Consider the following 25,063-nt stretch of genomic DNA (forward strand, 5'->3'; position numbering starts at 1 on the left):
AAGTTTTCCTCAATGGGCAAGGTTGTGCGACGGAGCATCATCGGCGAAACGCGACGATTCGCACATGCCGTTTTTGAGTCGGTCTACCGTTAGCAGCAGCTGTAGTCCAAAATCCGTGGCCATGTCGAAAGCGGTTCGCCCATCTGGCGCGACCAAGCTGTTACTCGCACCAAGGGATATTAGCAACCACATGACGTCGACTCTGCCGTTGGCGGCTGCCTGCATCAGGTATGTGACGTCGTGCGCATTGGCATGATCGACATTAAGACCGGCACTGATCAACCGTAGAATCGGTCCGGGCGTTCCGCATAGACATGCGTACCATAGCGCATCGTTTCCGTTGTCGTCGAGCGCACTGACGGGTGCACCTTCGTCGAGCAACGCGGCGACGATACGGTCTTCCCCATGCATCGCTGCGAGCATCAGCGGCGTTATTCCGTCAACGCTGCAGGAATGGGCATCCGGAAAGTCGTGTGCCGACAGCCATCTAGCGACTGACGAACGTGCACGAGCTTGCAGACCCTCATCAGCGTGCGGGAGGCTTTGAGCGTTCCCTTTTCGACGTGCGGCATCATCGATTAGCAGTGCCATGGAAATTCTCCAGTTAGATTAGGTGAGCGTTGTGATAGCTTGTGTGCATGGTGGAGGATTCTTCATGAGGAAGCATCGCTGCGGAATGCAACCTAGACCGGTCTGTTTTCGTTAGGATCACGGACTGGGCCCATCAGTTCGAGTCCATGCGCGTAACTGATGGGATCGAAACACAAGTCGAACTTCGACCCGGCGTCGGCGACGGCGTCGAGTTTTCCCGCTGTGTCCTTTTTCTTCAGCTCTGCCTTGTCGAGATACAGGAGCTCAAGTATTTCGTTGTAGACCGTCGATTCCACGATAGGGAGGACATAGAATACTGCGCCCTGATAGTGCGCCTGATAGCGACTCGAGAGATCGATGTTGTCGCAGAACAGAAAGTACTTTCCGTTGGGCGAGAGTGCGTCTCCCAACACTTCGGCGACGTCTTTCAGATGTTCGAAGCTCAATAACCACCCCGCGAAAAATATGAGATGCGGGTTGCCGACGTCGGCCACTGCCATGACCTGCTCGCAAGACAGCTCTGGCGGGCGCGCTTCATCAGCGAGTTGCGGTCCGAAGCGCAGCGCGAGTTCGCCGCGAAAACCGATGCGCCGAGGTGTACTGGTGGGACCCTTGAACACTGCATTGAGTAAACGGCCCTCGAGTTGCAAGCGGGCGAAAACGGTCTGGTCAAGTTCCTTGTCAATAGTCATATCGTTCATTAGGTTCTCCTCTTAAGTTTGAATAACTTGTGAATTGGCAGTGACAGTTCGCAATCGGTCAAGAAGGATGGAGTTTCACTTGCAACTTTCGTACCACCACATCCCTCCCTCCCTCCCTCCCTCCCTCCCTCCCTCCCTCCCTTTCTGGCCCACTGCCATTGAGCGAGGTGGGCCGAAAATGGTGGTGAAAATCTGGTTTGTGACAACAACGCACGATTTGTCAGGAAGCCGACGCTGCGAACGTCGGTAGGCGCCATGCCGACATGTTTTCTCAAAGCGCGATGTGCATGGCATTTCAACGATTCTGGAGTGTTGGCATAGAAACTGCACTATAGCGATCCGCGCGGACACCATCCGGCCAATGCGTGACTCCACAGAAGAAGATCATATGGACACTGCACGCTGAGGACATGATCGCGGCTTTGCAGCCTTGATTGGCAACCTTGGTTTAATCCTTCTATCTCAATGGAGTACCACGATGGCTCAACTTCGGCAGATCGCATTCTACGGAAAGGGCGGGATTGGAAAATCGACCACGTCGCAAAACACGCTCGCGGCGCTCAGCGACCTTGGGCAAAAGATCCTCATTGTCGGCTGCGATCCGAAGGCAGACTCGACACGGCTGATACTGCACGCGAAGGCGCAGGACACAATTCTCTCTCTCGCGGCGGAAGCCGGCTCTGTGGAGGACCTCGAACTCGAGGATGTCATGAAGATTGGCTACAAAGACATACGCTGTGTGGAGTCGGGCGGTCCCGAGCCGGGTGTCGGCTGCGCGGGTCGCGGTGTGATTACGTCGATCAATTTCCTGGAGGAGAATGGCGCCTACGACGGAGTGGACTACGTCTCATACGATGTGCTGGGCGACGTGGTGTGCGGAGGCTTTGCAATGCCAATTCGCGAGAACAAGGCACAGGAGATTTATATCGTGATGTCAGGCGAGATGATGGCTATGTACGCTGCGAACAATATCTCAAAAGGGATTCTCAAGTATGCCAACAGCGGTGGTGTGCGTTTGGGCGGCCTCATTTGCAACGAGCGCAAGACCGACAAGGAACTCGAGCTTGCGGAATCGCTCGCAGCGATGCTCGGCACACGTCTGATCCACTTCGTGCCGCGCGACAACGTCGTGCAACATGCGGAACTACGCCGCATGACTGTGATCGAGTACGCGCCAGAGAGCGCACAGGCCGGCCAGTATCGTGCGCTTGCAGAGAAGGTGCATAACAACGCCGGCAATGGCGTGATCCCAACGCCGATCACGATGGACGAACTCGAAGATCTCCTGATGGAAAAAGGAATCATGTCGCAGGTCGATGAGGCGAAGGTTGGCAAGACAGCGGCTGAGCTGACCGCTTGACGGCTGCGGGGATGACGGTTGCCGTGCGGCGTACGGCAACCGATCCCGGCGATCCCATTTCTCCACTTATGGATATGTAATGACCGAAACGGTTGAAGAACGTAAGGCCGCTCACAAGGCTCTCATTGACGAAGTGCTGCGAGCTTACCCGGAGAAGATGGCCAAGCGGCGGGCCAAGCATTTATGCACTTTCGAGCAGGGTAAGCCGGACTGTGGGGTGAAGTCCAACATTAAGTCGCTGCCTGGTGTGATGACGATTCGCGGCTGCGCATATGCCGGTTCGAAGGGCGTGGTCTGGGGGCCGATCAAGGACATGATTCACATCAGTCACGGACCAGTCGGCTGCGGCCAGTATTCGTGGGGTTCGCGCCGCAATTATTATGTCGGAACAACCGGAGTCGATACGTTTGTCACAATGCAATTTACTTCTGACTTTCAGGAGAAGGACATTGTGTTCGGTGGCGACAAGAAACTCGACAAAATCGTCGATGAGATTCAGGAGCTGTTTCCGCTCAACAGAGGCATATCAGTTCAAACCGAATGCCCGATCGGTCTGATCGGCGATGACATCGAGGCAGTTTCGAAGAAGAAGAGCGCACAGTATGGCGGGCACACAATCGTACCCGTACGCTGCGAGGGATTTCGCGGCGTATCGCAGTCGCTTGGGCATCATCTCGCAAACGATGCGATTCGCGATTGCGTGTTCGACCGTGTCGATCCGAATAAATATTCCGCGCTCGAGTCAACTCCGTACGACGTTGCGATCATCGGTGACTACAATATCGGTGGCGACGCATGGTCAAGCCGCATTCTCCTTGAGGAGATGGGTTTGCGCGTTATTGCGCAGTGGTCGGGCGACGGCACGCTCGCTGAACTGGAGAATACGCCGCGCTCAAAGCTTAACCTGCTCCACTGCTACCGGTCAATGAATTACATAAGCCGGCATATGGAAGAGAAGTATGGTGTCCCTTGGCTCGAATACAACTTTTTTGGTCCCACAATGATTGAAAGGAGCTTGAGAGAGATTGCGAGCCGATTTGACGACACGATCAAGACCAAGGCCGAGAAAGTGATCGCCAAATACCGTCTGCTCACGGATGCGGTAATCGCGAGATATAAGCCACGCCTCGAGGGTAAGAAAGTGATGCTTTTTGTAGGCGGCCTTCGCCCGCGCCACGTCATCGGGGCGTACGAAGACCTCGGCATGGAAGTCATTGGCACAGGCTACGAGTTTGCCCACAACGATGACTATCAGCGCACTACGCATCACATTCACGACGGCACGCTAATTTACGACGACGTGACCGGCTACGAATTCGAGCGGTTCGTCGAATGCATGCGGCCGGACCTCGTAGGTTCAGGAATCAAGGAAAAGTACGTCTTTCAGAAGATGGGTGTTCCTTTCCGCCAGATGCACAGTTGGGATTATTCAGGACCGTACCACGGCTACGACGGATTCGCGATCTTTGCGCGCGACATGGACATGGCAATTTCGAGTCCTGTCTGGAATCTCTCCAAGTCACCTTGGAAAAAGGCAGCGTGAGCCAGGTGGCCCCGTTGGCGGTACGGCCGTGTCGCCGGACGGCTCTTCAGGAAATCGATTCAGGAGCGAGTCATGCCCCAATCAAGCGACAAAATTCTCGATCACGAACTGCTCTTTCGCGAGCCGGAATATCAGGAGCTTTTGCGAAACAAGAAGCAACATTTTGAGTTTAACCATCCTGATGAGGCGGTGAGAGAGGTTGCCGAATGGACAAAGACTGAAGACTACAAGCAGAAAAACTTCGCGCGCGACTCGCTAACCATCAATCCAGCGAAGGCCTGCCAGCCTCTGGGGGCGGTATTTGTGGCAAACGGCTTTCATAAGACACTGCCGTTCGTGCACGGCTCTCAGGGCTGCGTGGCCTATTATCGCTCACACTTTTCGCGGCACTTCAAGGAGCCGACGTCGTGCGTGAGTTCGTCAATGACCGAAGACGCGGCGGTTTTCGGGGGTCTCAATAATATGATCGACGGTCTGGCGAATGCATACAACCTTTATAAGCCCGAGATGATCGCCGTATCGACGACCTGCATGGCAGAGGTCATCGGTGACGACCTCGATGCATTCATCAAGAATAGTAAGCAGAAGGGAAGCGTTCCGCAAGACTACGACGTGCCGTTCGCTCATACGCCCGCGTTTGTCGGCAGTCATGTGACGGGTTACGACAACGCTCTACTGGGCATTCTCAAACACTTCTGGGACGGCAAGGCCGGTACCGCAACACCACTCATACGTGTGCAGGACGAGAGTGTAAACTTTATCGGTGGCTTTGACGGTTTCGTGGTGGGCAACATCAAGGAGGTTCGACGTATCTTCGATCTGTTCGGCGTGAATGTCAACATCATCTGCGATCCTTCCGACACATGGAACACACCAACGGATGGCGAATTCCGCATGTACGAGGGTGGGACCACGAAGGAAGAAGTTGAACGTGCCCTGAATGCGAAAGCAACGTTCATTTTTCAAGAATATTGCTGCGAAAAGACGGCGAAGTATATCGCGGAACACGGCCAAGAGGTAATTGTGCTTAATTCGCCAGTCGGCGTTTCTGGTACCGACCATTTCCTCATGGAGATATCGCGTGTCACGGGCCGACCGATTCCGCCTGAACTGGAAAGGGAGCGGGGGCAACTCGTTGATGCAATGGCGGACAGTCAGGCTATTCTCCATGGCAAACGCTATGCGCTCTACGGCGATCCCGATCAGATGCTAGGTTACACGCAATTCCTGCTCGAGCTCGGTGCAGAGCCGGTGCATGTTGTGTCGACAAACGGTAACGACGGCTGGGCCGAGAAGGTCAAGGCGTTGTTGGACGCGTCGCCATACGGTGCGGGATGCAGCGCCTATCCGAAGCGCGATCTCTGGCATCTGCGCTCGCTGCTATTTACCGAACCAGTCGATTTCCTGATCGGCAACACTCATGGGAAATACTTGGAGCGTGATACGCGAACACCGCTAGTGCGACTCGTGTTTCCTATTTTTGACCGGCACCACTATCACCGTTTCCCGACGTGGGGATATGAGGGAGGATTGCGCGTTCTATTAGCACTACTTGACGAATTCTTCGAAAAGCTCGATGCGAGTACAATCGACATTGCAAAGACTGATTACAGTTATGACATTGTTCGCTGATGACAGAATGATTGTTGCCTAGACTTGGTTTGCCCAGCCCCTCGACGTGGGCGATCGTGCGCGGCCGCTCGGCGGATCGCGGTCCGCACGATTTTTTTACTAGTTGTCCACAGCACGCGGGTATGGCCGCGCTCCGTAGTCCGATTAGCAACTATCCTCTAAAAGCCCCTGCTGGAAGTTGTAAATCTCGATGAATTGACTTGATGCAATGAAAGAGGGCAGGGGAAGTAAGCCCTACTGGTGTAGAGCGGGATTCGCGCGCTCATCTTCTCCGAGGAGCACGCAAACGGACGCGTCTGACACAGCCCTCCGTGGACGAATACGACGCTAGGTGTCCGCCTGGACATGGTTCTTGAGCTGGGCGAGAAGAACTGGAAGCTCCGCCCGTTCGCCACGTCGATCCCGATCAATTTGATCGCCGTGAAGTTTGTTGCGATTTCGAACCGTCGTCCAGGACTGAGGTGCAGCTGCCTATTTCCGGCGAGTTGAGCGGCCGTTTTGGTGAAGTCGACCATGCTAGGGGGAGTGCGGCGTAGAGTTCAATTCTACCGCGACTGTTCGAGATCGGACTAGGCGCGTCATTCTTGCACATCGAATCGCCTCTTCGCTGCAAGCTTGGGAGCATCAATGGATGCTCAGTTCGTATCGGGAAGCGTGGGCGATTTGAGCCGGGCGCGCCAGTGCTTGGGGGAAATTGGTTGGTAATGATCGAGTACCGCGTGCCGGCGTGATTGTCGCTTCAATACCTCAAATAGCCGGGCGAAGCCCACGTAAAGCACGGAAAGGCACGTGTCGGCAAGTCTGCTGGCCGAAGGCGCAGGCAAGCAGTCTTTTCCGGCGCCAGTGGCCCTGTCAGGATCAGGTTCTGTGCATTGCGGATCCAATCAAAGCTGGCGAGCGACGAGACCCTTGTCGAGTCCGCGGCTCTTGCCGACAGCGCTTGGCATCGAGATTGAACCCGGTACGCGTGTGCGCACCACGGTATGGCGTCAATCCAGCGCAGTTGCGACTGGTGCTCCGCAGGCTGATGCCAGCATGATTGCTTGCCCAGCGGTACTCACATATGGCTGGGCAACGGGTGTTAGGTGACTGAATGAACCCGTAAGTGCGTTCATTCTGGTACTGTTGATACCAGCGCGCAAACCAACCTAGGCTTGCACGACTCTCATTGCATTCGGTGGTCCGCGCGTCGCCGCTTCACCATCTTGTTCTGCATCGAGACCACGTGCAAGCGGGATAAATATCAGGCTGCTACGATGTTAGCGCGGACATGAGGAAAATGATTCACTTCGGCCGCAGGATGTTGATGCGATCGGACTTTCAATCACGAAGCGCGGAAGCGGGGTATCTTCCTCATAGTCGATCTGCGTGCCGATAAAATAACGTAGGTTAGTCTCGTCCACGAACACAGTGAGGCCCTGTGTAAGCACCTTCGTGTCGGAATCGCTTACGGAGTCAACCAGGACAATAAAATATTCCGGCTGTCTTCCCGCATGAAATTCGGCACGCAGTCGAATATAAAGCGGCGCTTCGTGGCTCTGCGCGACAAGCTCGGCGGCTTCTTTTGCTGCTCGGGCCGTGAACGTAAAAAATTCACACGCGGGTTCTGTCGATATGCTTGATCGTTGGGAGATCATAGATTTTCCTGGAAAATTAATAGAGAACTATATCCGTCTCTACAATGTGAATCTGCACGAGGAAGGAAAGCAAGTACTGCGCCACATCGCTCGCAATACTATCGCTCAGGTACGGAATTAGATTGCTGAGGTGAGTGTGCAAGAGTGAAGCAATGCGCGGAACGGCAAGGTGGAGATCTCCTTGCGCCATAGCAAACAAGTGAGCGAGATCCGCGGCGCGAGCCTTGCGACTCATCGCGAGTCGATACACGTTCTCTTTAACCAGTTGAAGTTTGCGATCTTGGACGTCTACATTCGACGTTAAACTAAGTTTATCCTATACACAGAGAAACTAGCGCCACGCTCGGGAAACGCAGGCGGAACAACGGCGCGAAGTTAGCAGAAATAGAATGGTTGGCGCAGGCGACTCTCGCTCGGGGAGAGCGAGTTGCACGGATAACGCATGAAACAACGATACATTTTTCGGATGACATCTAATTCTTCGGATGGGAGATGAGTGAAATGAAATTGATAGAGCATCCAGTCGTCGCCCAGAAGGGCATAGCCGTCTTGGATTCCGTAGACCGCGCGATCCTCAGACACTTGCAGCAAGACGCCTCGCTATCGATTGTCAGCCTTGCAGCGAAAGTGAAACGCAGTGCTCCTGCGTGCCTGCGGCGTGTGGAACGACTCAAGGAGACGGGACTGATACGAAGAGTCGTCGCACTGCTCGACGCGAAGGCTCTAGGCGCGGGCATGTTCGCCGTAATCGGGATCGTGCTGGACGGCTCGACGCCCGAGGCGTTTGTCTCATTCGAGAAAGCGGCGCAGAAGGTGTCTGGCTGCGTAGCGTGCCACGCAGTGAGCGGGAGGTTTGACTATATCTTGCTCGTTCGAGCACGCGGCAACGAAAGCTTCAACCGGTTGCATGCTGCACAAGCGTTGCACCTGCCGGGAGTACGGGAACTGCATAGCTTCAAGGTGTTAAAGGAAGTCTTATCGACGCAGGCGATACCGCTGTAACCGCAAACGCTTGGAAAGGTAGTCTTGACCTGTGTCACTCATCAGACAGGTTCTAGTCGTAACCAAACGACACGCTTCGAATCGCCCCGCTGGCTTTCGCAGACCAAACTCGTGACGGATAAACTATTGACCTATCCGGCGACCAAGTCCGTTCTTAGTGGCCCGAGCAGACTGAGTTGCGCCAGCAACGTCCCAACTCATGTTCAGTAAAGTTTCGCCGGCAACCGAAGCGGACTGGATGCGCTTCGCGCAACGCGCCACGCTGTCACAATCCAGACAATCCCGACGATTCAGACAAAGGCAACGTGAGACCGGCCCCCTGTTACGGTGATCGGGAATGGCGATGCATGCCACAACACCTTCCAGGTTTAGGTGGGACAGGCACGGACCTTGCGTGCCGTCGGCCGCTAAGTTAGAAGGCGCAGACAAGTTAATACCTTTCGTCAATTTGAAAGCGCTTAACGATGGCATATAAAACTCGCCGCCTCGCTACGCACGGCTTTGCGGCCAACTTTGTCATGCGGAGTAACAACATGAAAGTACTGATCGATAAACTGCACCGGCTTTCGTCGGCTGAGGACTTCTTCCGATTCTTCGCCATCTCATATGACGACAAGGTGGTGGACGTAAGTCGATTACATATACTAAGGCGTTTCTTCCAGTACATCAGACAGTCGGAGGACCTGTCCGCGGATCACGACGCAACCTTATTCTTGGTTTATCGAAATCTCCTGCTGAAAGCGTACAACGACTTTGTCATTTCCACGCCCGCTGAGCAAAAGGTGTTCAGAGTTCTTCAGGAAGCCGACGGAGAGCGTCATATCTCTCTTGATAGCCTGCGTGAATCCCTGCCGGCTCGGGCTAACAATTGAAGTTGGTGAGCGAGTCATATTGGTGCTTGTCTGAGTCGTCACGATGCGACTCATCGCTTGATGCACGTTGTGAACTTCGGTTGACTTGTCTTTTGAACATCTGCCGGGAGTGGTCCATCAGCAGCCTCAAGTCCGGCTGACGAGCGGACAGGAGCGGTTTCGATGCTTTCATTGCCGTCTTCGTCCCCGCACGTCATTTCTGTTGGCGGAACAGCGCTTTACACAACTCATAGCGGAGCTTATGCGTCTGGAACGATGGGTGGAAGAAGGAGTCCTGTGGGCGACAGGGGGCGGCACTCGCCCCTACGGACCAATGCCGCCGTGGCAATCTGCGCTAAGGTCCTCTGCGGGTCCATCTGGGCGCGGCGTGCCCGACATTCCCTTTGATGCAAAGGCGGAAACTGGGGCGCTTATCTACGGCACGGCAATGCCTCGCCGTTTGGCGGAACAAGCTTGGCCTCACCGAGATTCGTCGGGCTCTTCGCTCGCTTGCTGTCAGCCAGTGACAATACATTCGGTTTCCCCGGCGCATCGATATATAAGACTGCGGCCGCTAATCCGCCGGCGTTTCACGATGTAGTCAAAGGTAACCACGGCTTTCTGGGTCACGGGTACCGCGTCGGCCTAGGCTGGGATTATCCGACCGGTTGGGGAAGTATTGATTTCGCGGGGGGCAGGGATCGGTGCCAGCGAACGTGCCTTGTGCGGCTCCGGAGTGGGCTTCTTCGGCACGTTCAACGGGAACAGGAAAAGCATTGCGGTCGATGTGAAAGACCCGCGTGGCGTGGAAATCGTCCACAAGCTGCTTGCCGGGGCTGCGGTGTTCAGCGAAAACTTCAAGAGTGGACAAGCTAGGCCTCGGGTATGTCGCGCTTTCCAGGGTCAATCCACGTCTCGTCTATGCGTCGCACAAGGGGTTTCTGCCCGGCCCGTACGATCATCGCACCGCGCTCGACGAAGTCGTGCAAATGATGGGCGGACTCGCTTACATGACGGGGCCCGAGGGCAGACGGCTAAGCGCCGGGACGAGCGTCAACGACATCATGGGCGGTATGTTCGGCGCAATGGCGGCGCTGGCTCAACGCGAAGGCACGGGCCGCGGTCAGGAAGTGCCCAGCGCGTTGTTCGAGAACAATGTGTTCCTCGTAGCCCAGCACATGATGCAGTTTGCCGTGACGGGCCAGGCCGCGGCGCCGATGCCGAACCGCATTTTCGCGTGGGCTGTCTACGACGTGTTTTCGGTCAAGAACGGCGAGCAGATTTTTTGGTGGTGGTCTCCGATACCCAATGGGCACTGTTCTGCGACGCTTTCGGGCTCGCCGAGGTGGCTTTGCCGTCCGATGCCAGTGGCGCAGGGCGGCCCATCGAGACGAGGACGCCGCTGCGGCCCTTGACGCTCGGCGGCGAGCGCTTGCAACTGCGCGCGGGACCGCCCTCACTGGGTCAGGACACGCGAGCGCTTCTGATGGGTCTCGAATACAGGCCGGAGGATGTGAGGCAATTGACCGAGTTCGGTGTCCTCAAGTGTGCGTACAGGCAGCCTGGCGATGCGTCGAAGCCTTCGGCGAACGAACTCGCCAGCGCCTGAAGCAGCCACGTAACACGAAAGACACATGGAATCATCGAGCCGCGGAAGCAGGAGAGGCCGCCGCGCGGAGAAACGACATGACATCCATCTCATCAAACATCGCAACGGGCAGCGCGTTCGCGTCCGCTCATGTGCAGTCCGCGGTCAGGAAGGCGGCGTGGCGTTTCATTCCGCTGATCGCGCTTGCGTACTTCTTCAACGACCTGGATCGCACGAGCGTCGGTTTCGCGGCGTTGACGATGAATCGCGATCTTGGTTTGACCGCCACACAGTTCGGGTGGGGCGCGGGCATCATGTTCGCCGGGTACTGCGTGTTCGAGGTTCCGAGCAACCTGGCGTTGTACCGCTTCGGTGGGCCGCGCTGGCTCGCGCGAATCGTGATCACGTGGGGCTTCTTCGCAGCGGCAACAGCGCTGGCCGTGGGCCCAAAGAGCTTTTACGCGATCCGGCTGCTGCTGGGCATCGGCGAGGCCGGCTTCTGGTCTTTCGATCGTGCTGGGTATCACGACCTTGCTGACCTTTTCCCTCTACGCCTTCGGTCGCGGAGATTAAGAATGGAGCCACGTCCCTCGTTCCGACGCCCTCAGGTCCTCGGCGCTCTCGCAACATCGATGTTGTTGCCCGCTATCAGCGCGCGTCTTGCATTTGAAAAAGAGGAAACGCATTCCGTGAGTATAACCAACAACTAGCTGCCCCGTTAGTGCCGACTGGCTCGCCTCCGGTGGCGAAGGGGCGCTCGAACCCGATATGCCGATCATCGACGCGCATCATCACTTTTACGAACGACCGGGCTGGACCTACCTTCTCGACGAGTACCTCGAGGACGCGCGCACGGGTCATAACATCACCGCCTCCGTGTTCATGCAGGCGCTGACACGGTATCGCGCCTCGGGTCCGGAGTCGTTGCGCCCGGTCGGCGAAATCGAATACGTGGCTGGCGTCACCGCGGCGTTGCAAGGCGGCAAGCCACAGGTAGCGAAAGGTATGATCGGCTACGCGGATCTTCGACGGGGCGCGGCGGTGCGCGATGTTCTCGAAGCGGAACTGCACGCCGGCGATGGCCGGTTCTGTGGCATTCGACATCTCGTTACATGGGACGCGGACCAGACACTCGCCAATCCCTTTTCGGCGCCGCCGCGAGGGCTGCTGCTTGACCCCGACTATCGGGCGGGCGTTGCACAACTGGCTCCGCTGGGCCTGTCGTACGACGCATGGCTATTCTTTCCGCAATTGCCGGAGCTGTTCGACATGGCAAAGGCCTTTCCGGATACGCCTTTCATCATCAACCATTGCGGCGGTGTCGTCCGCATCGCGTGCTATGCGAATCAGCGCGTGGAAGTGTTCGATGCCTGGTCCCGTTCGATGCGCATGCTCGCCGGGTTGCCGAATGTTTATGTGAAGCTTGGTGGCCTCGGCATGCGTATGAATGGCTTCGCGTTTGAAAAGGGCGAACGTCCGCCGTCATCGGATGAGCTGGCGCACGCGTGGAAGCCTTGGATGCATGCGTGTATCGAAGCGTTCGGTGCGGAGCGCTGCATGTGCGAGAGCAATTTCCCTGTCGATAAGGGATGCCACCCATTCAGAAACGGTTGGAACGCTTTCAGGAAATTGACTGCGCAAGCTGGCGCCGATGAGCGCGAAGCACTGTTCCAGGGAACGGTGAGCAAGGTCTACTGCCTTACGTAGCGCGGCGGATGCCTGCCGCGTGGACGGACACGCTGCGCTAGTAGTGGAACGGATTGAGCGGATTTGATGAGCAAATCGCCCGGATCGAGCGACGTATGCGCGAGTGGAAAAAGGAAGACAGGAATGTCAAGAAGGCATTTCGCGGCGGGCGCGAGTGTGCTGCCTGGACGGGGGACTGGTGCCAAACAGGTACTGTTTCCGGCACGGAAGCTAGCATGCAAGACGATAGCACGTTGTATGTAGGGCGCGACGTTCATAAGGATTCGATCATGGTTGCCTATGCGGTCGGTATGAGCGATGTGGAACTGCTCGGCGAGATCGGCACGTCACAGATGGAAGATGATCGCTTATGCAAACGACTGCAGTTCAAAGCGACGCGCATCCGCATCGTCTACGAAGCAGTTCCACGCGGCTATGGCCTTTGCCGGCGACTGATGCAGAAGGCCTCGACATGTTGTATGTGCACCATCGCTCATCCCGCGCAAACCCGGCGAGCCCGTCAAGACCGACCGGCGTGACGCCATCAAGCTGGTGCGTTCGCTGCGAGCGGGCGATCTGTCCGCGGTGCATGTGCCATGCGGTGGAAGATGAAGCGTGTCGCGATCTGGCCAGTGCTTGGTCATCGGCGCGAGAAGACCTTAAACAGCTGCGATGCGGGCTGAAATCGTTCCTGCTCCAGCATGGTGTGAACTACATTGGACGTGCGGATTGGGGGCCGACACACCGACGCCGCTTGAGCGCGCGCAAGTTCGACAGCGGCTGGCGTTCAATGAACACCGCAACACGATCGAGGATCGCCTAGCGCAATGCGAACGACTGGAAACCGCGTTCCGTGATGGTGGCGATTGTTTCAGTCCGGTCCATCAGCATTTCGCTCTCAAGCGACGCGTCCTACGTGCCTCACTTTATCGCAAACAGCTTGCCGGCGCGCATTTATTCATTGGGGCCACAAGATTGCGGTGCGATCGAGCCGGCATTCGGTCACATGAATGCCGGCGCAAGTTCGATTTGTTTAATGACAAAGCGACCGGAAGCCAGTCCATCCCAGAAAGCTTACTTTGCGCGATCCGTTACATAGTAGGACACCGGTGCATCAATAATCTCATGAGCTATGCCAGTCACCATTCCATTTGCAGAAGCCTCATCTGGACTGAGAACCTTTCTGTTATTTTCACTGTAAATCATTGAATTTATTTCCTTGCCGTTCAGGTTGGTGCAACTTCTGTAGATATCTGAAAGCATTTGCTTGACGGTATCCAAATTTTCCGTGGCAACATTGAGCTGATCCGGCTGAAACCTGTTGCTCAGGTCTATGCTTGGCGGGTGCAGAATAAAGCGTCCCCCAGGAAAGGAGAGGCGATCCTGAGCGCCGCAAAACATCATCGTAGCAGCCGACATCACCGTGGCTAAATTAACTGTTATTACCGGAACCCTCGAACTCTGGATGGCGCGGTAAGTAATATACCCCGCGTCCGTATCTCCACCACCGCTGTCGATGTATAGATAGATCGATTTTAGCTTCGGGTACTTCGCGTTCAACTCGTCCAGCGCCGCTATCAAGTCATTCGCCTTTTGAATTGTAACGGGCCCTGTATAGAATATTTTGCTATTCAATACGTCGTATCTTCGATCCGCTTCCGGGATAACTTTTGAGAGGCAAGCATGGGCCGGCACCCCATAAAGAAAAGATAGCAGTAACGTGCCACGAATAAGAATTTCACAAAGAACTCTCATATTTTTCCTATTTGGAAAGGAAATACTGATTAATTAGCCCGTCGCTTATGTCGGAGCAGACGGACGGATCCTACAAACGATAGACATCGACACGCCCAGGGAAACTCGCCGCTTGGCTCGGGCTCACGCCGCAACATCATTCATTCGGAGCAAGGGCTAGCCGGGATCACCAAGCCACGACACCGATACATTTGCTCGAAGCGTGCCCGCCTCCGTGAGCCCGCTGCCGATGGTCTTGGCTTAGGTAATCGTGCAGATGGGTGCATACAATCGCCGAAGCTGCAAGGATTGTCCTCATGATCTAAAGCTCCGCTCTAGGTGTTGTTACGTTTGACGTTCCCCAAATTGTCGGAGCGGGCGGGCTTCCGACGACACTTCCTTCATTCAAGGCCTATTGACTCACAGTCGGATCGAACGCCGGAATTCGCGCGTGGCTACCTTCGCGCGTGCGCTAGCTCCGCGTGCGTCCGGCAAGACGGCGCACCATGCTGTTATGGCGTCAATGGCAAGCGGCTCCCATTTGTGCACCCACGCACGCAGCACGGCGTGATTGCCTTCCTGTTCGATGGCCATGCGAACGAGCTCCCTGGCCCAACGCCGATGCCGCTCGGTATCAATGAGCTGCGCATCGGTAAGAAGGCCGAGTAGGATATCGCCGTTTTGGCGCGCCGTGACGCCGAGGCCGCGCAATACGGTCTCTTCCACTGCCGGGCGTACCACGAGATTTAGCGCGACGAAGCATTCAGCCCAGTCCCACGCGGTGAGTGCTTCTTCAACTAGTTTTCGCCAGCCCTGCCAAGGCGGGTCGAGTTCCCAGCGGCGCCGCTCATCGCTGCCGAAGCCGAGGTCCGCAAAAGTCAGGGACAGTTCTTTGGTGCGATACGCGGTGTGCGTGAGCCAGCGCAGAGAGTCAGCGGTCTGGTATGCGGCACAGTTGGAGATCGTGGAAGCGGGGGCCATCTGGACCAGATACGCTGAGCCCATCTGCAGCGCATGAAACAGGAAGCGAGCGGGGGTATAGACGCGTGCGAGCGAGGCCGCCCATGGCCGGGCGAGTTGGGCGTCGTGACCGCGCGTGGAGAACTGGTCGAGGAGACCATATACGTAAGTTTCCTGACCATCCTGCAGCAGGTTGTACGTGCGATAGACGATCTGGTCTGGATCACGAAATGCGTTCCAGTCGGGATGTCGCAGCGGCGAGGCGTTGCGGTTGCGCTTGAACCATTGCGCCATTTCGAAGTTAGGGTCCAGTTCGAAGGGGGCGTCGGGGTTGTCGGTGGTATAGTGCAAGTTCGTCGAGACGATCTCATACTCGCTTGGCTTGCGCCGCCGCGCGGCTAGATGGCTCCATGTTTTCAGCGGCTTGAGGACTTCGGGCTCAGTCATGCTCGTCTCCGGTTAAAGCGTTTTCTCGTAGTAAAACCGCACGTAGCATTCGGTTGTTTCGATGCGGCCTGAAAACGAGCTGAGGCTGACTTCCAGCTCGCACATCATGAACGGTCGGCCAAGCGTTTCCTCAAGCGTGGAGCGGCGGAGGATCAGTTCGCCATCCGTATCGATGCGCACATACGCGAATTTGTCGTCCACGCGGATCGTCTTGCCGGGGTTGTCTTCGTGCGCGGCTTCGATGACGCCCGCCGTAATGCTGCCCGCACGAAGCACGGGGCCCACGCGGTTGTTGCGGTAAGCCAAGGCGGTGGTTTCGATGGTCATGATCGGTTCTCTGTGACGTTCAGGAATGGGCAAAGAGGGTTTCAACGCTGCCCACCGCAACGAGAACGTCTTCGCCCTCGATCTTTGCGGGGTATTCGCAAAGCCGGGAGTCGCCAGGATTGATTCCTTTGCCGGTATTCACGTCGAAGGTCCATTGATGCGCGCGGCACATCAGCACGCGGCCGTCGAACTTTCCTTCCCCGAGCGGAATCGCCTGATGCGGACAAGCGCCCCGAAAGGCGTGCGGCTCGCCGCCTTCTGAGTTCACCACCACAATCACGCGGCCATCCACCTCCGCTTCGATCATCTCGCCTGCCCAAAGGTCGTCGAGCGTGCAGACTTTCTGGTACTTCATTTCGACCTCATTCGTCGCAAAAGATGAATTCGAGCGTTTCCATCGGCTTGATATCCGTCTCGCCGAGCTTTGCGTCGCGCGCGTAGAACTGCCCGGCGCCCTGGCGCCGCACGCGCACAACCTTGTCAGGCCGTGGGATGACGCGTCGGCCCACGGAATGGAACGCGGCGGCGGCCGCAACTTCATCCATCGTATTGCCGGTATCCACCGGCAACAGCTGCAATACGAAGTCGTATTGAAAATTTGAGATCACATGGAAGAGTGCCATGTCGTCCTCGTTTGCGTGGCAGCCTCAGGCGGCTTGTTTTGTTGTCACGGGTCCTCGGTACGATTCGACCCATGCATACTGGTGCGCGTCGTCGCCCATTTCGCCCGGCGCGAGCCCCATGTAGTTCAACGCGCCCAACAGGTCGGGTGGCTGGATATGACCGGCGAGGAGGCGATCGACGAGCGTGAGGTGATCGCGGTAACGAACCGGGTCCTGCTGGAAGACCCAGCGGTCGATTTCCGAATTGAAGTGATACCTGCGGCCGTTATGGTCTAGAGGGTAGTCCTTCACGTTCCAGCCATCGCCCGGAATGGCGCAAATGGGCAACTGGCTCATGTTGCAGAGGACAGGCAGCGTTTCGGGCATCGTAAGTTCCCGGCGGCCGAGGAGCAGGTTTTCGATAATGACGTCCCATACCTTGCCGAACGAGTTGTTCCAGCCGGGATATTTTTCTTCCAGCCAGTCGCGGCATTCGGGCGTCACGCCAGCTGCGGGGTCCCACCAAACCGTGGGACGCCAAAACCAGATGCCTAGCTGATAGGCGTGGTGCTGGTAATCGAATTCATTGATCAACTGGTCCCAGTACCAGGGCAAATCGAGGCCGAGATCGATGAGTGTCCGCTCAAACTGACTGACGATCCACTCGCGCGCGAATTCCTTGAACGACTGGTTGCGGTGCTCGATCGGCGTGGCGTAGTCCATCGACGATCCCGTGAGCAGACAGAACAGGCGCCATGTCCGTGCGATTGCGACATCCACGAGCTTCTGGGCCTCCGTCTTACGGCCGTTTGCAATCAGAATGTGCAGCGCCGGGCCGCCGATTTGCGCATGTCGCGATTCGTCCGTTTGAATGCTGGAGATCAGGCTTGCGAAAGTGAAATCGCCGACGTTGACTGCGTCGGCTGCCAGACCGAGGAACTGTACATTGGTGAAGCCCGTTTCGAGCGCGAAGGTGAGCATAACCGCGATCTCGATCGCGCTGCGGGACATAAAAAGGTCGTCAAATGTGTTGCGGGCGGCAATTGCACCCCACTGGTTCGTGTGACAGGCCTTGTGAGCCCAGTCAAACTGCCTGTCTTTTGCACAGTAGTCATGAGGGAAGTAGAGCTGCAACTGCCCGTGACGGTTTTCGTCGAGCATGCCGAAGGTGGCCATGTTGCGCATCCCTGGTGCACGGCCGAAGCGAACCATGCGTGCTTCGGCGCTCATTGCCGCATACTCGCCGAGTGCAATGGCGCCGTAATGGGCCTTAAGGATGGAAAGCCAGCCTGGATCGGTATCCTCGAAGCTGCGGCAGCAATTCAGGGCTGCCTTCACAGCATAGGCACCAGCGTCTTTTTCGCGCTGGATACGGACGTACTCGGGATACGACGTCTTGTACGGCTCGTCGTAGCTCTCCCATTGGACCATCGGAATACCTTGTGCGCCAGACATGATGTCGGGAAAGAGATCCGAATCCGACACGTAGGACGGGGTCCAATTGTTGGCGCGGGCGATGTCGTACCAGTCGACGCGTTCCAATAACGCCATGGTCAAGTCTCCTTCGTAAGTCGCGATTTGGTTTGCCGGAGCACTATTGCATCCGCCGGGCGGGTTACCTCAGAGCAAAATCGGTGCCAATGTGCCGACCTGATTGCATCGGCGAGGAAGAAGTCCCGGGAAAGGGAGATCGAAGATATACGCGCCCGTTGCCGGGGGGGCGATCCGAATGCGCTAGTTTCCACGGGCGAGGAGTTAGAAAACCAGCAACGCGGGCAAGCGCGAAAGCTGCCGCGTGACACAAGGCCGGTACCCGGTCTTTTTTCGCAGGACCGAATCCACTCGGCATTAACTGAGAGTGCGTCCCCGGTCCTTCTCGTCGAGGGATTGTTCTGTCTGCCGGCATAACCACAGACCCAAGCCCCCGATCCTTGATTCCGAATGAGTTAGCGCGTCTGCCGCGACCTGAATGCACTAGGCGGGAATGTCTGGATTGTTATATAGATAACGCGCAATGTGGCACTTCTTCGACAAAAACTCGGACAACGTTAAAGCGAACTGTCGCGGTCAACTGATTCCGGGGAAGAAGGGTCTTTCGGTGACGGTGTTGCCTTGTAGGCGGTGGGCAACAGGCGAGCCAGCGTGGAGTGCAAGCACTGGAATGTTCGAGAAGACGAATACTGGTAGCTATTGTGCCGGGCCTCATGTGGTTTCTGAGCTGCAATGCGGAGCTCTGACATGGGGAGGCGTTCAGCGACTACAGGCAGCCGTGTATCCAATAAGAACATCGGCAGTACTGGTCTGCGCGTAGCGTTGACAGTAATCGAGATTGACTTCGCTAGCTCAACGAGCCGATAGATCCGGTCGCCACCGAGCCGCACGGTGATTTCGATCAGCGTGGGACCGTCGCGCGTCATGCGCACTTCCGCATGAAACACGCCCAGCGTCAAGCCGATCTGTCTCGCCACCGTTTCGACATACGCGCTCAGCCGAGCTGGGTCGCGCTCGTCGAGCGTAGCGTCGACCACATGTCCCATCTCGACGAAGTACGGCTCGGGCCCGAGGATCTTTTCGGTAACGGCAAGCACGCGCGGACCGAGTGGACCGACGTAGCCTTCTACGCTGTACTCGGGGCCGTCGAGATACTTTCAAGCATCATCGCTTGACCGACTTCGCGGCCCATGTCCGGCACAGATCGATTCGCGACGCTGCGGATTATCGCGTGCAACTGCGCGAGGGAATCGACGCGGCGCACCAGTAGGCTGCCGCAACCATCGACCGCCTTCACTATGGCAGGAAATCCGACGTGCGCCGCCGCGCGGGCGAAGTCGCCACGCTTCGCGATCGACGCGAAACGCGGGACGGCGAGCCTGGACATGCTAAGTCGCCGACGGCAACGGTATTTGTCGCGTTGTGAGCGCGGCCGCTTCGGGCGCTAGATGAGGTAAGCCCAATTGTGCGGCCGTCTGCGCGACGATGTCGACCGCGTACTCAAAGCCGGCAACGAGCGCGTCGATGCCTCCGACTGTCCGCACCGCCGCAGCGACGTCATCAGCCGAGCCAGTGTCGACACTCGTCAGCGACGCGACGGTCCGTAGGTGCGTTGGCGGCACGATGCGAGTATCTGCGCAGAACGCGTGTACCGGATGCCCGAGCCGCTGCGCTGCAGCGACCGGCGCGGTGCCCGATGAGACGGGCTCTGCTACGACAGTAGCCATGATGCGCTCCTCATGCGACGACCACCTCCGACTGGCGCCCGGTTTCTGCCTTCAGTTCGTCGAAGTAATCGCCGACCAAGCAAGTTGCGCAGATGCATTTCGGCCTTGTCGATGCCACCCCATCCGTCGATCGCCCGCTGGAGGGAGGCGCACATCAGACCGTCGCGGTCGCGCGGTTCGTCGTATTGGATATGGCCAAGTGAACCCTTAACGGTGTGGTGGCCGAAGGCTCGACCCGCAGCCTCGGTGATCGTCTTATTGTAGCGGCCCGAATACCATTCGACGAACCAGTTCCACACCATCGTCGGCAACGGGCCATCGCGTTCGATGCTGAGATACAAGTAATTGATCAGCTTGCTGGTCGAGTGGAGCGGCTGAATGGTGTCAATCTGTTCGGCGGTGAGGTCAAATTTTTTGATGTCGCGCAGAAAGAGTCCTTCGTGGCCGTATTGCTCGGCGAGGTATTGCGAGAGGATCTGCGCGAGTTGATTGTCCTTGAAGCCAATCTTGCAGAGCGCGAATGCATCGATTTCATTGTTCAGGCGGATGCGCAGCACTGTCTCGACGAGATGCCGCCGATAGTATTCGCGGTCGATCCGTTCGCCGCGGTGAAACGCGGCGGTGTCGGGCGAGGCGGAAAAGAGCGCCTGCATTTCACAGTCTGCAACCGGTTCGAAACGGGCACGATCTTGGTGGGCCATTTTCAGTCTCCAGTAAAACTACATGAAGGGAAACAGCATCGCGAGCGCGACACATACAACGACGAAGCGAATCATCCCTAGTTAGTGTCTCGGCAACATTCGAAGACTTGGAAGAAAATGCAGTGCGAGACGACGATCCAATTGCCGGCAACACCGGCCTATTTTTGGCGACAGCAGGCTATACTGGCGCAGACCACGAGCAACGTGCCGATGCTTTGCAAGCCCGTCATAGGCTGACCGAGGACGATAAAACCGATTGCGGCGGCAATGGCGGGTTCGACGCTCATCAGAATGCCGAACGCGGACGCCGTCATGCGCCGCAGCGCGAACATTTCGAGTACGTAGGGCAGGAGCGGCACGAGTACCGCGAGATATGCGGCGTCAATCAGTTGAGCGGCGGGGCAGATGGCCACCGCTTTGCGCAAGACCAAACGGCGTGGTGACAAGGGCCGCGACGATCAGCGACATTGAGAGCCCCTGCAGGCCATCGAACAGCGTGCCGACTCGTTTCATCATCACGATGTAGGTTGCGCAGCCGAGCGCAGCCCCAATCGGAAAGACCAGCGCGGCGAGCGAGGTGGTCCATATGCCGCCCTGCCGCGCAATCAGGACGACGCCGACCATCGCCACCATGGGCCACACCACACTAGCATCCGGAATTTGCGGATGCCGGCCATCGCGACGAAGAGGGCGCCAATGAAGCTGATGGCGACTCCGAGACCAAGGGGCACGCGTTGCACGGCTTCGAAGTAGCACAGCATCATGCCGGCCATGGCGCTACCGAGAACGAGAGCGGCGATCCAGCGCTGTCGGGAGTAGGCATGGAGCGGCGGTCGCATCGCGATCGCGAGTACCAATCCCGCGAAACAAAGACGCAGCCAAGTCGTGCTGAGCGTACCGTATCGGATCATCACGGGTCGCGACAATGCAGCACCAAGCTGCACGCTGCTGCACATCGATGCGATAGCCATGGCAGGCGCGAGCACGCTGGAAAAACGTTGCGAAGACGGCTCAGAACCAAGGGCGTTAGCATCAAACGCATCGCCGTTAACTGGCTCGAGCCCCGTGTCGATACGATTCGCTTGGACGGCATCTAAATCTTCGCTCATACTCGGCTCCGTGGCAACGACGGGAGAATCCTAACAGCGCAGATCCGCTTCGTATGAGCCGTTAATATTTTTGAGCGCATCAATCATATCGATGATTCGCGATCCAGAAAAAGCTTGTTCTGCAGGTAAATGGTTTTGTCGCGGTAAGATCGGAGCGCTAGAATGCACGTCTTGTAAAGTGACGGAACCGACCGCACGCTTCTCGGCAGGAGTGGGCTTGCGCGGGAGCGCCCGGTAACAAATCGACACAAACCCAACCGACGCAGCGACTCTTGGAAAGGCATCCCGCGCATCAGTGAGGTGTATTTCAACAGCCTGCTAGATACTATGGAAGGGCCGCGGAAGTAAGCCTCCTGGAGTAAAACGAGGATTCCGAGGTGGTACGCAAATGAATGCGCCTCGCACGGCCCTTCATGGGCAGGATACAACCATCACCGGATCGCTGTACGTCGCCTTTGAACTGGGTGACAAGAACTGGAAGCTCTCGCTGGGCGATGGAGTGCACTCCCGAGCCGCTGCACAGTGGCCGCTGGCGATACGGCCGCGGTCTTTACGGCGATTTCAAAAGCCAAAGCGCGCTGTCATCTGACCATCGATGCCCCGGTGCGCAGCTGTTATGAAGCCGGGCGTGACGGCTTCTGGCTTCGCCGCTGCCTGGAAGCACATCAGATCACGAACCTGGTGGTGGATTCAGCCAGTATCGAAGTGAACCGGCGCAGACGTCGCGTCAAGACCGACCGTCTCGACAGCGACAAGCTTCTGTCGATGCTGATGCGTTACTACGGTGGTGAGCGCCGGGTTTGGGCGGTCGCACGTATCCCCACCCCCGAACAGGAAGATGAGCGGCGGGTACACCGTGAACTCGCTCGCCTGAGGCAGGAGCGCACTGCCCATAGCAACCGCATCCGCTCGCTGCTGTACTCCACAACCTGCGGCCCGAGCGAATCGGTGGCCGCGCGTGGGCGCACTGGTGGACGCAGCACACTGCACAGCTGTTGCCTGCCCTGCGCTCCGAGATCGAACGCGAATTCGAACGGCTGTTGCTCGCTGCCAGGCCAGATCAGGGCGCTCGAGGTACAGCAGCAGCGCGAAGTGCGCAGCGGTGCGCAACCCGCGATTGCGCGGCTCGCGCTCCTTGCGGGTATCGGCACCGGCAGTGCCTGGGTCCTGATCAGGGAACTGTTTGGTTGGCGGCAGTTTCACAACCGCCGTGAAGTGGCCGGCTGCCTGGGCTTAGCCCCGACGCCCTATGCCAGCGGCACCAGTGAAGTTGAGCAGGGCATCAGCAAGATCGGCAACAAGCGAGCGCGATGGCTGATGGTGGAACTGGTTGCGCTTCCAGCCCAGCAGCCAGCTAAGCGATTGGTTCAACGAGCGCTTTGCAGGCGGCGACAAGCGTATGCGACGTATCGGCATTGTGGCACTTGCCAGACGTCTGGCGGTCGCGCTATGGCGCTATCTGGAATTCGGCGAGATTCCCTCGGGGCAACCCTCAAGCCCCCTGCGAAGAAGGTGACAGCGACCTGAGTAGCCAACGTCGAGCGGCAGCAGCATTTGAAGGTTCGGCGCGCCCGGACAGTAAGCGGGTTACCTTCGCAGGTGACCGTAGTTCTAGATGGGGCGCGTCCATAAGGGGCGGTTCCAGCGCCTTGCGCATGCGGTATGTGGTGCCCGGTCTCGTGGCGGAACGGATAGAAGTTGGTCCGGTCAAGTGTCCGGACTTCAGACACCCCGACCTCACTACTGTTCTCGCTTGATATGGAGGATTGCAAAACATCTGATCGAGCAGGTTGTCCACGGCCAGCGTCGTGGTCGTAACAGACGACCCCGCCGGCCGGCCGTGGATAACCACCTGTCGCGCTCGGGAGATAACTGACGGGAAAACGGATCGCGAAAGGGCTTGACTTCCATTGCACCATAGAAGTCTTACTCTGTCACAAAATCTGTTTGCAGCAAAGCGATACCTGGTCGCATTGAATACTATAGACTTCGGGCGATCGATGAGAGAAGATGTCGACGAATTTGAGACATATCCGAATCAACTTGGGCAGGCGTTAGGGCATGCCGATCGCCATGCCGGCCTCAGCGGCTACTGTTCGGGCCTGGTTTTGCCCCTGTCGCGCAAGAGTGTCGAGCCAATGGCCGCGCACATTGACCCACTTCACGCGAGTGCGAAGCACTAGTCTCTCCACCACTTTGTAGCCAGGGCAGACTGGTCTGACCGTGCGGTCTTGCAGCGGGTACGAGAATGGGTGATGCCTGCGTTAAACGCACACGCAGCCGAAGAGAACGGTTATTACTGGATTATTGACGACACCGGTTTTCCAAAGAAGGGACGTCATTCGGTCGAGGTGGCACGTCAGTACTGCGGGCAGCTCGGAAAGCAGGACAACTGTCAGGTCGCCGTGAGCCTGTCGATCGCGACGCAACGCGGCAGTCTGCCGATTGCCTGGCAGCTGTATGTCCCCAAGGAATGGATTGACGACCGTGAACGAGCGCGTTATGCCGGCACTCCCGACGATCTCACCTTCGAGACGAAACCACAGATTGCGCTGGCCCAACTTCGAGAGGCTATAGCATACGGCATTGCACCGGGCATTGTGCTCGCAGATGCCGGGTACGGCGATAAAACCGCTTTTCGGGAAAGCATAACTGAACTGGGTTTGTTGTATGCGGTAGGGATCCGGCCTGGCACTTCAGTGTGGGCGCCCGGTATGGAGCCGCTTCCGCCCAAGCCCTGGAGCGGGCGCGGCAAGCCGCCGACATTGTTGCGCCGTGCGCCCGGCCACGAGCCGATCGCCGTGAAGGAGCTGGACATGCAATTACCCGTGAACGCCTGGCAATCCGTAACCTGGCGGGAAGGCAGCAACGCAGCACTATCCTCACGCTTTGCCGCCGTACGGGTTCGTCCCGCACATCGCGACTATTGGCGAAGCGCCGTCCGCGACGAAGAATGGCTGCTCATCGAATGGCCCGATGGCAAAACGGAGCCGCTCAAATACTTTCTCGCTACCGCCCCCGAGGAAGCGACACTTGAGCAGCTTGTGTTCGTGACCAAGATGCGCTGGCGCATCGAGCGCGACTATCAGGACCTGAAACAGGAATTTGGGCTCGGTCATCATGAAGGGAGGGGCTGGCGTGGCTTTCACCACCACGCCACACTGAGTATCGCCTCGTATGCGTTTCTGATGGCTCAGCGACTCCGAATGCGACCAGATGGACGCGATAAAAAACTTCCTTGAACGCGCGCTGCCTGCCCTTCCTCCGGATTACATCCCGCGGGGCAGTCCAGCGCGCTCAACGCCACATTCCTGATTCCATCACTACGTTGCGCATCCTGCTTGGACAAAGACTCATGCAACGATGGCTCTCTT

21 protein-coding genes and 7 pseudogenes are annotated in these 25,063 nt (G+C 57.4%); 12 read left to right on the plus strand and 16 right to left on the minus strand.

What is annotated here, in order from left to right; genetic code table 11:
• Window positions 1–9: 9 nt before the first annotated feature.
• Both ACOJB8_RS32450 and ACOJB8_RS32455 read right to left on the minus strand, forming a co-directional pair.
• A complete protein-coding gene (locus ACOJB8_RS32450; protein ID WP_069268293.1) occupies window positions 10–591 on the minus strand; it encodes an ankyrin repeat domain-containing protein in 582 nt (193 codons plus the stop codon).
• 92 nt (window positions 592–683) lie between these two features.
• Window positions 684–1,292, minus strand: coding sequence for a hypothetical protein (locus ACOJB8_RS32455; RefSeq protein ID WP_069268294.1), 609 nt, complete (start codon window positions 1,290–1,292; stop codon window positions 684–686).
• A gap of 478 nt (window positions 1,293–1,770) precedes the next feature.
• Between ACOJB8_RS32455 and nifH the strand changes: the two genes are divergently transcribed.
• The 3 genes from nifH to nifK all read left to right on the plus strand — a co-directional run bounded on the left by nifH (window position 1,771) and on the right by nifK (window position 5,827).
• On the plus strand, window positions 1,771–2,652 hold the full coding sequence (gene nifH / locus ACOJB8_RS32460; protein ID WP_069268295.1) for a nitrogenase iron protein: 882 nt from the start codon (window positions 1,771–1,773) through the stop codon (window positions 2,650–2,652).
• A gap of 79 nt (window positions 2,653–2,731) precedes the next feature.
• Entirely contained in the window at window positions 2,732–4,195 is a 1,464-nt protein-coding gene (gene nifD / locus ACOJB8_RS32465) for a nitrogenase molybdenum-iron protein alpha chain (protein ID WP_069268296.1), read from the plus strand.
• Window positions 4,196–4,267: 72 nt separating this feature from the next.
• Window positions 4,268–5,827 (plus strand): nitrogenase molybdenum-iron protein subunit beta, encoded by a 1,560-nt coding sequence (nifK, locus tag ACOJB8_RS32470; protein ID WP_475016219.1) that lies wholly within the window; start codon window positions 4,268–4,270, stop codon window positions 5,825–5,827.
• A gap of 739 nt (window positions 5,828–6,566) precedes the next feature.
• Here the strand turns inward: nifK and ACOJB8_RS32475 are convergent.
• Both ACOJB8_RS32475 and ACOJB8_RS32480 read right to left on the minus strand, forming a co-directional pair.
• Entirely contained in the window at window positions 6,567–6,878 is a 312-nt protein-coding gene (locus ACOJB8_RS32475; RefSeq protein WP_475016269.1) for an ATP-binding protein, read from the minus strand.
• Window positions 6,879–7,086: 208 nt separating this feature from the next.
• A complete protein-coding gene (locus tag ACOJB8_RS32480; RefSeq protein WP_083245583.1) occupies window positions 7,087–7,464 on the minus strand; it encodes a HesB/IscA family protein in 378 nt (125 codons plus the stop codon).
• A gap of 501 nt (window positions 7,465–7,965) precedes the next feature.
• Here ACOJB8_RS32480 and ACOJB8_RS32485 point away from each other — a divergent pair.
• From ACOJB8_RS32485 to ACOJB8_RS32515, 7 genes and pseudogenes are all read left to right on the plus strand, one after another.
• Window positions 7,966–8,466, plus strand: coding sequence for an Lrp/AsnC family transcriptional regulator (locus ACOJB8_RS32485; RefSeq protein WP_475016271.1), 501 nt, complete (start codon window positions 7,966–7,968; stop codon window positions 8,464–8,466).
• Between the two features lie 533 nt (window positions 8,467–8,999).
• On the plus strand, window positions 9,000–9,338 hold the full coding sequence (nifW, locus tag ACOJB8_RS32490; protein ID WP_069268345.1) for a nitrogenase stabilizing/protective protein NifW: 339 nt from the start codon (window positions 9,000–9,002) through the stop codon (window positions 9,336–9,338).
• 649 nt (window positions 9,339–9,987) lie between these two features.
• Window positions 9,988–10,926, plus strand: a pseudogene (locus tag ACOJB8_RS32495) (CoA transferase); the annotation flags it as partial.
• 77 nt (window positions 10,927–11,003) lie between these two features.
• Window positions 11,004–11,477 (plus strand): annotated as a pseudogene (locus ACOJB8_RS32500) (MFS transporter); the annotation flags it as partial.
• Between the two features lie 60 nt (window positions 11,478–11,537).
• Window positions 11,538–12,612: pseudogene (locus ACOJB8_RS32505) on the plus strand (amidohydrolase family protein).
• 44 nt (window positions 12,613–12,656) lie between these two features.
• A pseudogene (locus ACOJB8_RS32510) lies at window positions 12,657–12,785 on the plus strand (IS110 family transposase); the annotation flags it as partial.
• Window positions 12,786–12,827: 42 nt separating this feature from the next.
• A pseudogene (locus ACOJB8_RS32515) lies at window positions 12,828–13,449 on the plus strand (transposase); the annotation flags it as partial.
• A gap of 216 nt (window positions 13,450–13,665) precedes the next feature.
• Here the strand turns inward: ACOJB8_RS32515 and ACOJB8_RS32520 are convergent.
• From ACOJB8_RS32520 to ACOJB8_RS32575, 12 genes are all read right to left on the minus strand, one after another.
• The gene (locus ACOJB8_RS32520; RefSeq protein ID WP_342925257.1) at window positions 13,666–14,346 is read right to left on the minus strand and encodes an ATP-dependent Clp protease proteolytic subunit; all 681 of its coding nucleotides are present in this window, start codon (window positions 14,344–14,346) and stop codon (window positions 13,666–13,668) included.
• Between the two features lie 399 nt (window positions 14,347–14,745).
• Complete coding sequence (locus ACOJB8_RS32525) at window positions 14,746–15,732, minus strand: aromatic/alkene monooxygenase hydroxylase subunit beta (RefSeq protein WP_475016221.1); 987 nt, start codon at window positions 15,730–15,732, stop codon at window positions 14,746–14,748.
• Between the two features lie 12 nt (window positions 15,733–15,744).
• Window positions 15,745–16,059, minus strand: coding sequence for an MmoB/DmpM family protein (locus tag ACOJB8_RS32530; RefSeq protein WP_342925259.1), 315 nt, complete (start codon window positions 16,057–16,059; stop codon window positions 15,745–15,747).
• A 19-nt stretch (window positions 16,060–16,078) separates the two neighbouring features.
• Window positions 16,079–16,414: a monooxygenase system ferredoxin subunit gene (locus ACOJB8_RS32535; RefSeq protein ID WP_475016222.1), complete on the minus strand. Its 336-nt coding sequence runs from the start codon at window positions 16,412–16,414 to the stop codon at window positions 16,079–16,081.
• Window positions 16,415–16,421: 7 nt separating this feature from the next.
• The gene (locus tag ACOJB8_RS32540) at window positions 16,422–16,682 is read right to left on the minus strand and encodes a toluene-4-monooxygenase system B family protein (protein WP_342925261.1); all 261 of its coding nucleotides are present in this window, start codon (window positions 16,680–16,682) and stop codon (window positions 16,422–16,424) included.
• A gap of 24 nt (window positions 16,683–16,706) precedes the next feature.
• Window positions 16,707–18,212: a ferritin family protein gene (locus tag ACOJB8_RS32545; protein WP_069268306.1), complete on the minus strand. Its 1,506-nt coding sequence runs from the start codon at window positions 18,210–18,212 to the stop codon at window positions 16,707–16,709.
• A gap of 497 nt (window positions 18,213–18,709) precedes the next feature.
• Window positions 18,710–19,249 carry an ATP-grasp domain-containing protein gene (locus tag ACOJB8_RS32550; RefSeq protein ID WP_475016225.1) on the minus strand — a complete coding sequence of 180 codons (540 nt, stop codon included), beginning with the start codon at window positions 19,247–19,249 and terminating at the stop codon, window positions 18,710–18,712.
• Window positions 19,250–19,278: 29 nt separating this feature from the next.
• The gene (locus ACOJB8_RS32555) at window positions 19,279–19,539 is read right to left on the minus strand and encodes a hypothetical protein (RefSeq protein WP_475016227.1); all 261 of its coding nucleotides are present in this window, start codon (window positions 19,537–19,539) and stop codon (window positions 19,279–19,281) included.
• 324 nt (window positions 19,540–19,863) lie between these two features.
• Entirely contained in the window at window positions 19,864–20,580 is a 717-nt protein-coding gene (locus ACOJB8_RS32560) for a hypothetical protein (RefSeq protein WP_475016228.1), read from the minus strand.
• A gap of 158 nt (window positions 20,581–20,738) precedes the next feature.
• Window positions 20,739–21,005 carry an EamA family transporter gene (locus ACOJB8_RS32565; RefSeq protein WP_475016230.1) on the minus strand — a complete coding sequence of 89 codons (267 nt, stop codon included), beginning with the start codon at window positions 21,003–21,005 and terminating at the stop codon, window positions 20,739–20,741.
• A complete protein-coding gene (locus ACOJB8_RS32570; RefSeq protein WP_342950270.1) occupies window positions 20,962–21,213 on the minus strand; it encodes a DMT family transporter in 252 nt (83 codons plus the stop codon). Before ACOJB8_RS32570 ends, ACOJB8_RS32565 begins: the two co-directional genes overlap by 44 nt.
• Window positions 21,186–21,689: an EamA family transporter gene (locus tag ACOJB8_RS32575; RefSeq protein WP_475016232.1), complete on the minus strand. Its 504-nt coding sequence runs from the start codon at window positions 21,687–21,689 to the stop codon at window positions 21,186–21,188. The genes ACOJB8_RS32570 and ACOJB8_RS32575 overlap by 28 nt, the downstream gene beginning before the upstream one ends.
• A 388-nt stretch (window positions 21,690–22,077) precedes the next feature.
• Between ACOJB8_RS32575 and ACOJB8_RS32580 the strand changes: the two are divergent.
• Both ACOJB8_RS32580 and ACOJB8_RS32585 read left to right on the plus strand, forming a co-directional pair.
• A pseudogene (locus ACOJB8_RS32580) lies at window positions 22,078–23,205 on the plus strand (IS110 family transposase).
• A 484-nt stretch (window positions 23,206–23,689) separates the two neighbouring features.
• Window positions 23,690–25,004 (plus strand): annotated as a pseudogene (locus tag ACOJB8_RS32585) (IS701 family transposase).
• The last annotated feature ends 59 nt before the right edge of the window (window positions 25,005–25,063 follow it).

The sequence above is a fragment of the Paraburkholderia sp. BR10141 genome (assembly GCF_056155635.1).

Coding starts and splice junctions, on each gene's coding strand:
- ACOJB8_RS32570 (WP_342950270.1), bottom strand. CDS start 21,213: ATGGTGGCGATGGTCGGCGTCGTCCTGATTGCGCGGCAGGGCGGCATA.
- nifD (WP_069268296.1), top strand. CDS start 2,732: ATGACCGAAACGGTTGAAGAACGTAAGGCCGCTCACAAGGCTCTCATT.
- nifH (WP_069268295.1), top strand. CDS start 1,771: ATGGCTCAACTTCGGCAGATCGCATTCTACGGAAAGGGCGGGATTGGA.
- ACOJB8_RS32455 (WP_069268294.1), bottom strand. CDS start 1,292: ATGAACGATATGACTATTGACAAGGAACTTGACCAGACCGTTTTCGCC.
- ACOJB8_RS32525 (WP_475016221.1), bottom strand. CDS start 15,732: ATGACTGAGCCCGAAGTCCTCAAGCCGCTGAAAACATGGAGCCATCTA.
- ACOJB8_RS32530 (WP_342925259.1), bottom strand. CDS start 16,059: ATGACCATCGAAACCACCGCCTTGGCTTACCGCAACAACCGCGTGGGC.
- ACOJB8_RS32480 (WP_083245583.1), bottom strand. CDS start 7,464: ATGATCTCCCAACGATCAAGCATATCGACAGAACCCGCGTGTGAATTT.
- ACOJB8_RS32520 (WP_342925257.1), bottom strand. CDS start 14,346: ATGAGAGTTCTTTGTGAAATTCTTATTCGTGGCACGTTACTGCTATCT.
- ACOJB8_RS32560 (WP_475016228.1), bottom strand. CDS start 20,580: ATGGCCCACCAAGATCGTGCCCGTTTCGAACCGGTTGCAGACTGTGAA.
- ACOJB8_RS32450 (WP_069268293.1), bottom strand. CDS start 591: ATGGCACTGCTAATCGATGATGCCGCACGTCGAAAAGGGAACGCTCAA.
- ACOJB8_RS32555 (WP_475016227.1), bottom strand. CDS start 19,539: ATGTCCAGGCTCGCCGTCCCGCGTTTCGCGTCGATCGCGAAGCGTGGC.
- nifK (WP_475016219.1), top strand. CDS start 4,268: ATGCCCCAATCAAGCGACAAAATTCTCGATCACGAACTGCTCTTTCGC.
- nifW (WP_069268345.1), top strand. CDS start 9,000: ATGAAAGTACTGATCGATAAACTGCACCGGCTTTCGTCGGCTGAGGAC.
- ACOJB8_RS32540 (WP_342925261.1), bottom strand. CDS start 16,682: ATGGCACTCTTCCATGTGATCTCAAATTTTCAATACGACTTCGTATTG.
- ACOJB8_RS32485 (WP_475016271.1), top strand. CDS start 7,966: ATGAAATTGATAGAGCATCCAGTCGTCGCCCAGAAGGGCATAGCCGTC.
- ACOJB8_RS32535 (WP_475016222.1), bottom strand. CDS start 16,414: ATGAAGTACCAGAAAGTCTGCACGCTCGACGACCTTTGGGCAGGCGAG.
- ACOJB8_RS32575 (WP_475016232.1), bottom strand. CDS start 21,689: ATGAGCGAAGATTTAGATGCCGTCCAAGCGAATCGTATCGACACGGGG.
- ACOJB8_RS32545 (WP_069268306.1), bottom strand. CDS start 18,212: ATGGCGTTATTGGAACGCGTCGACTGGTACGACATCGCCCGCGCCAAC.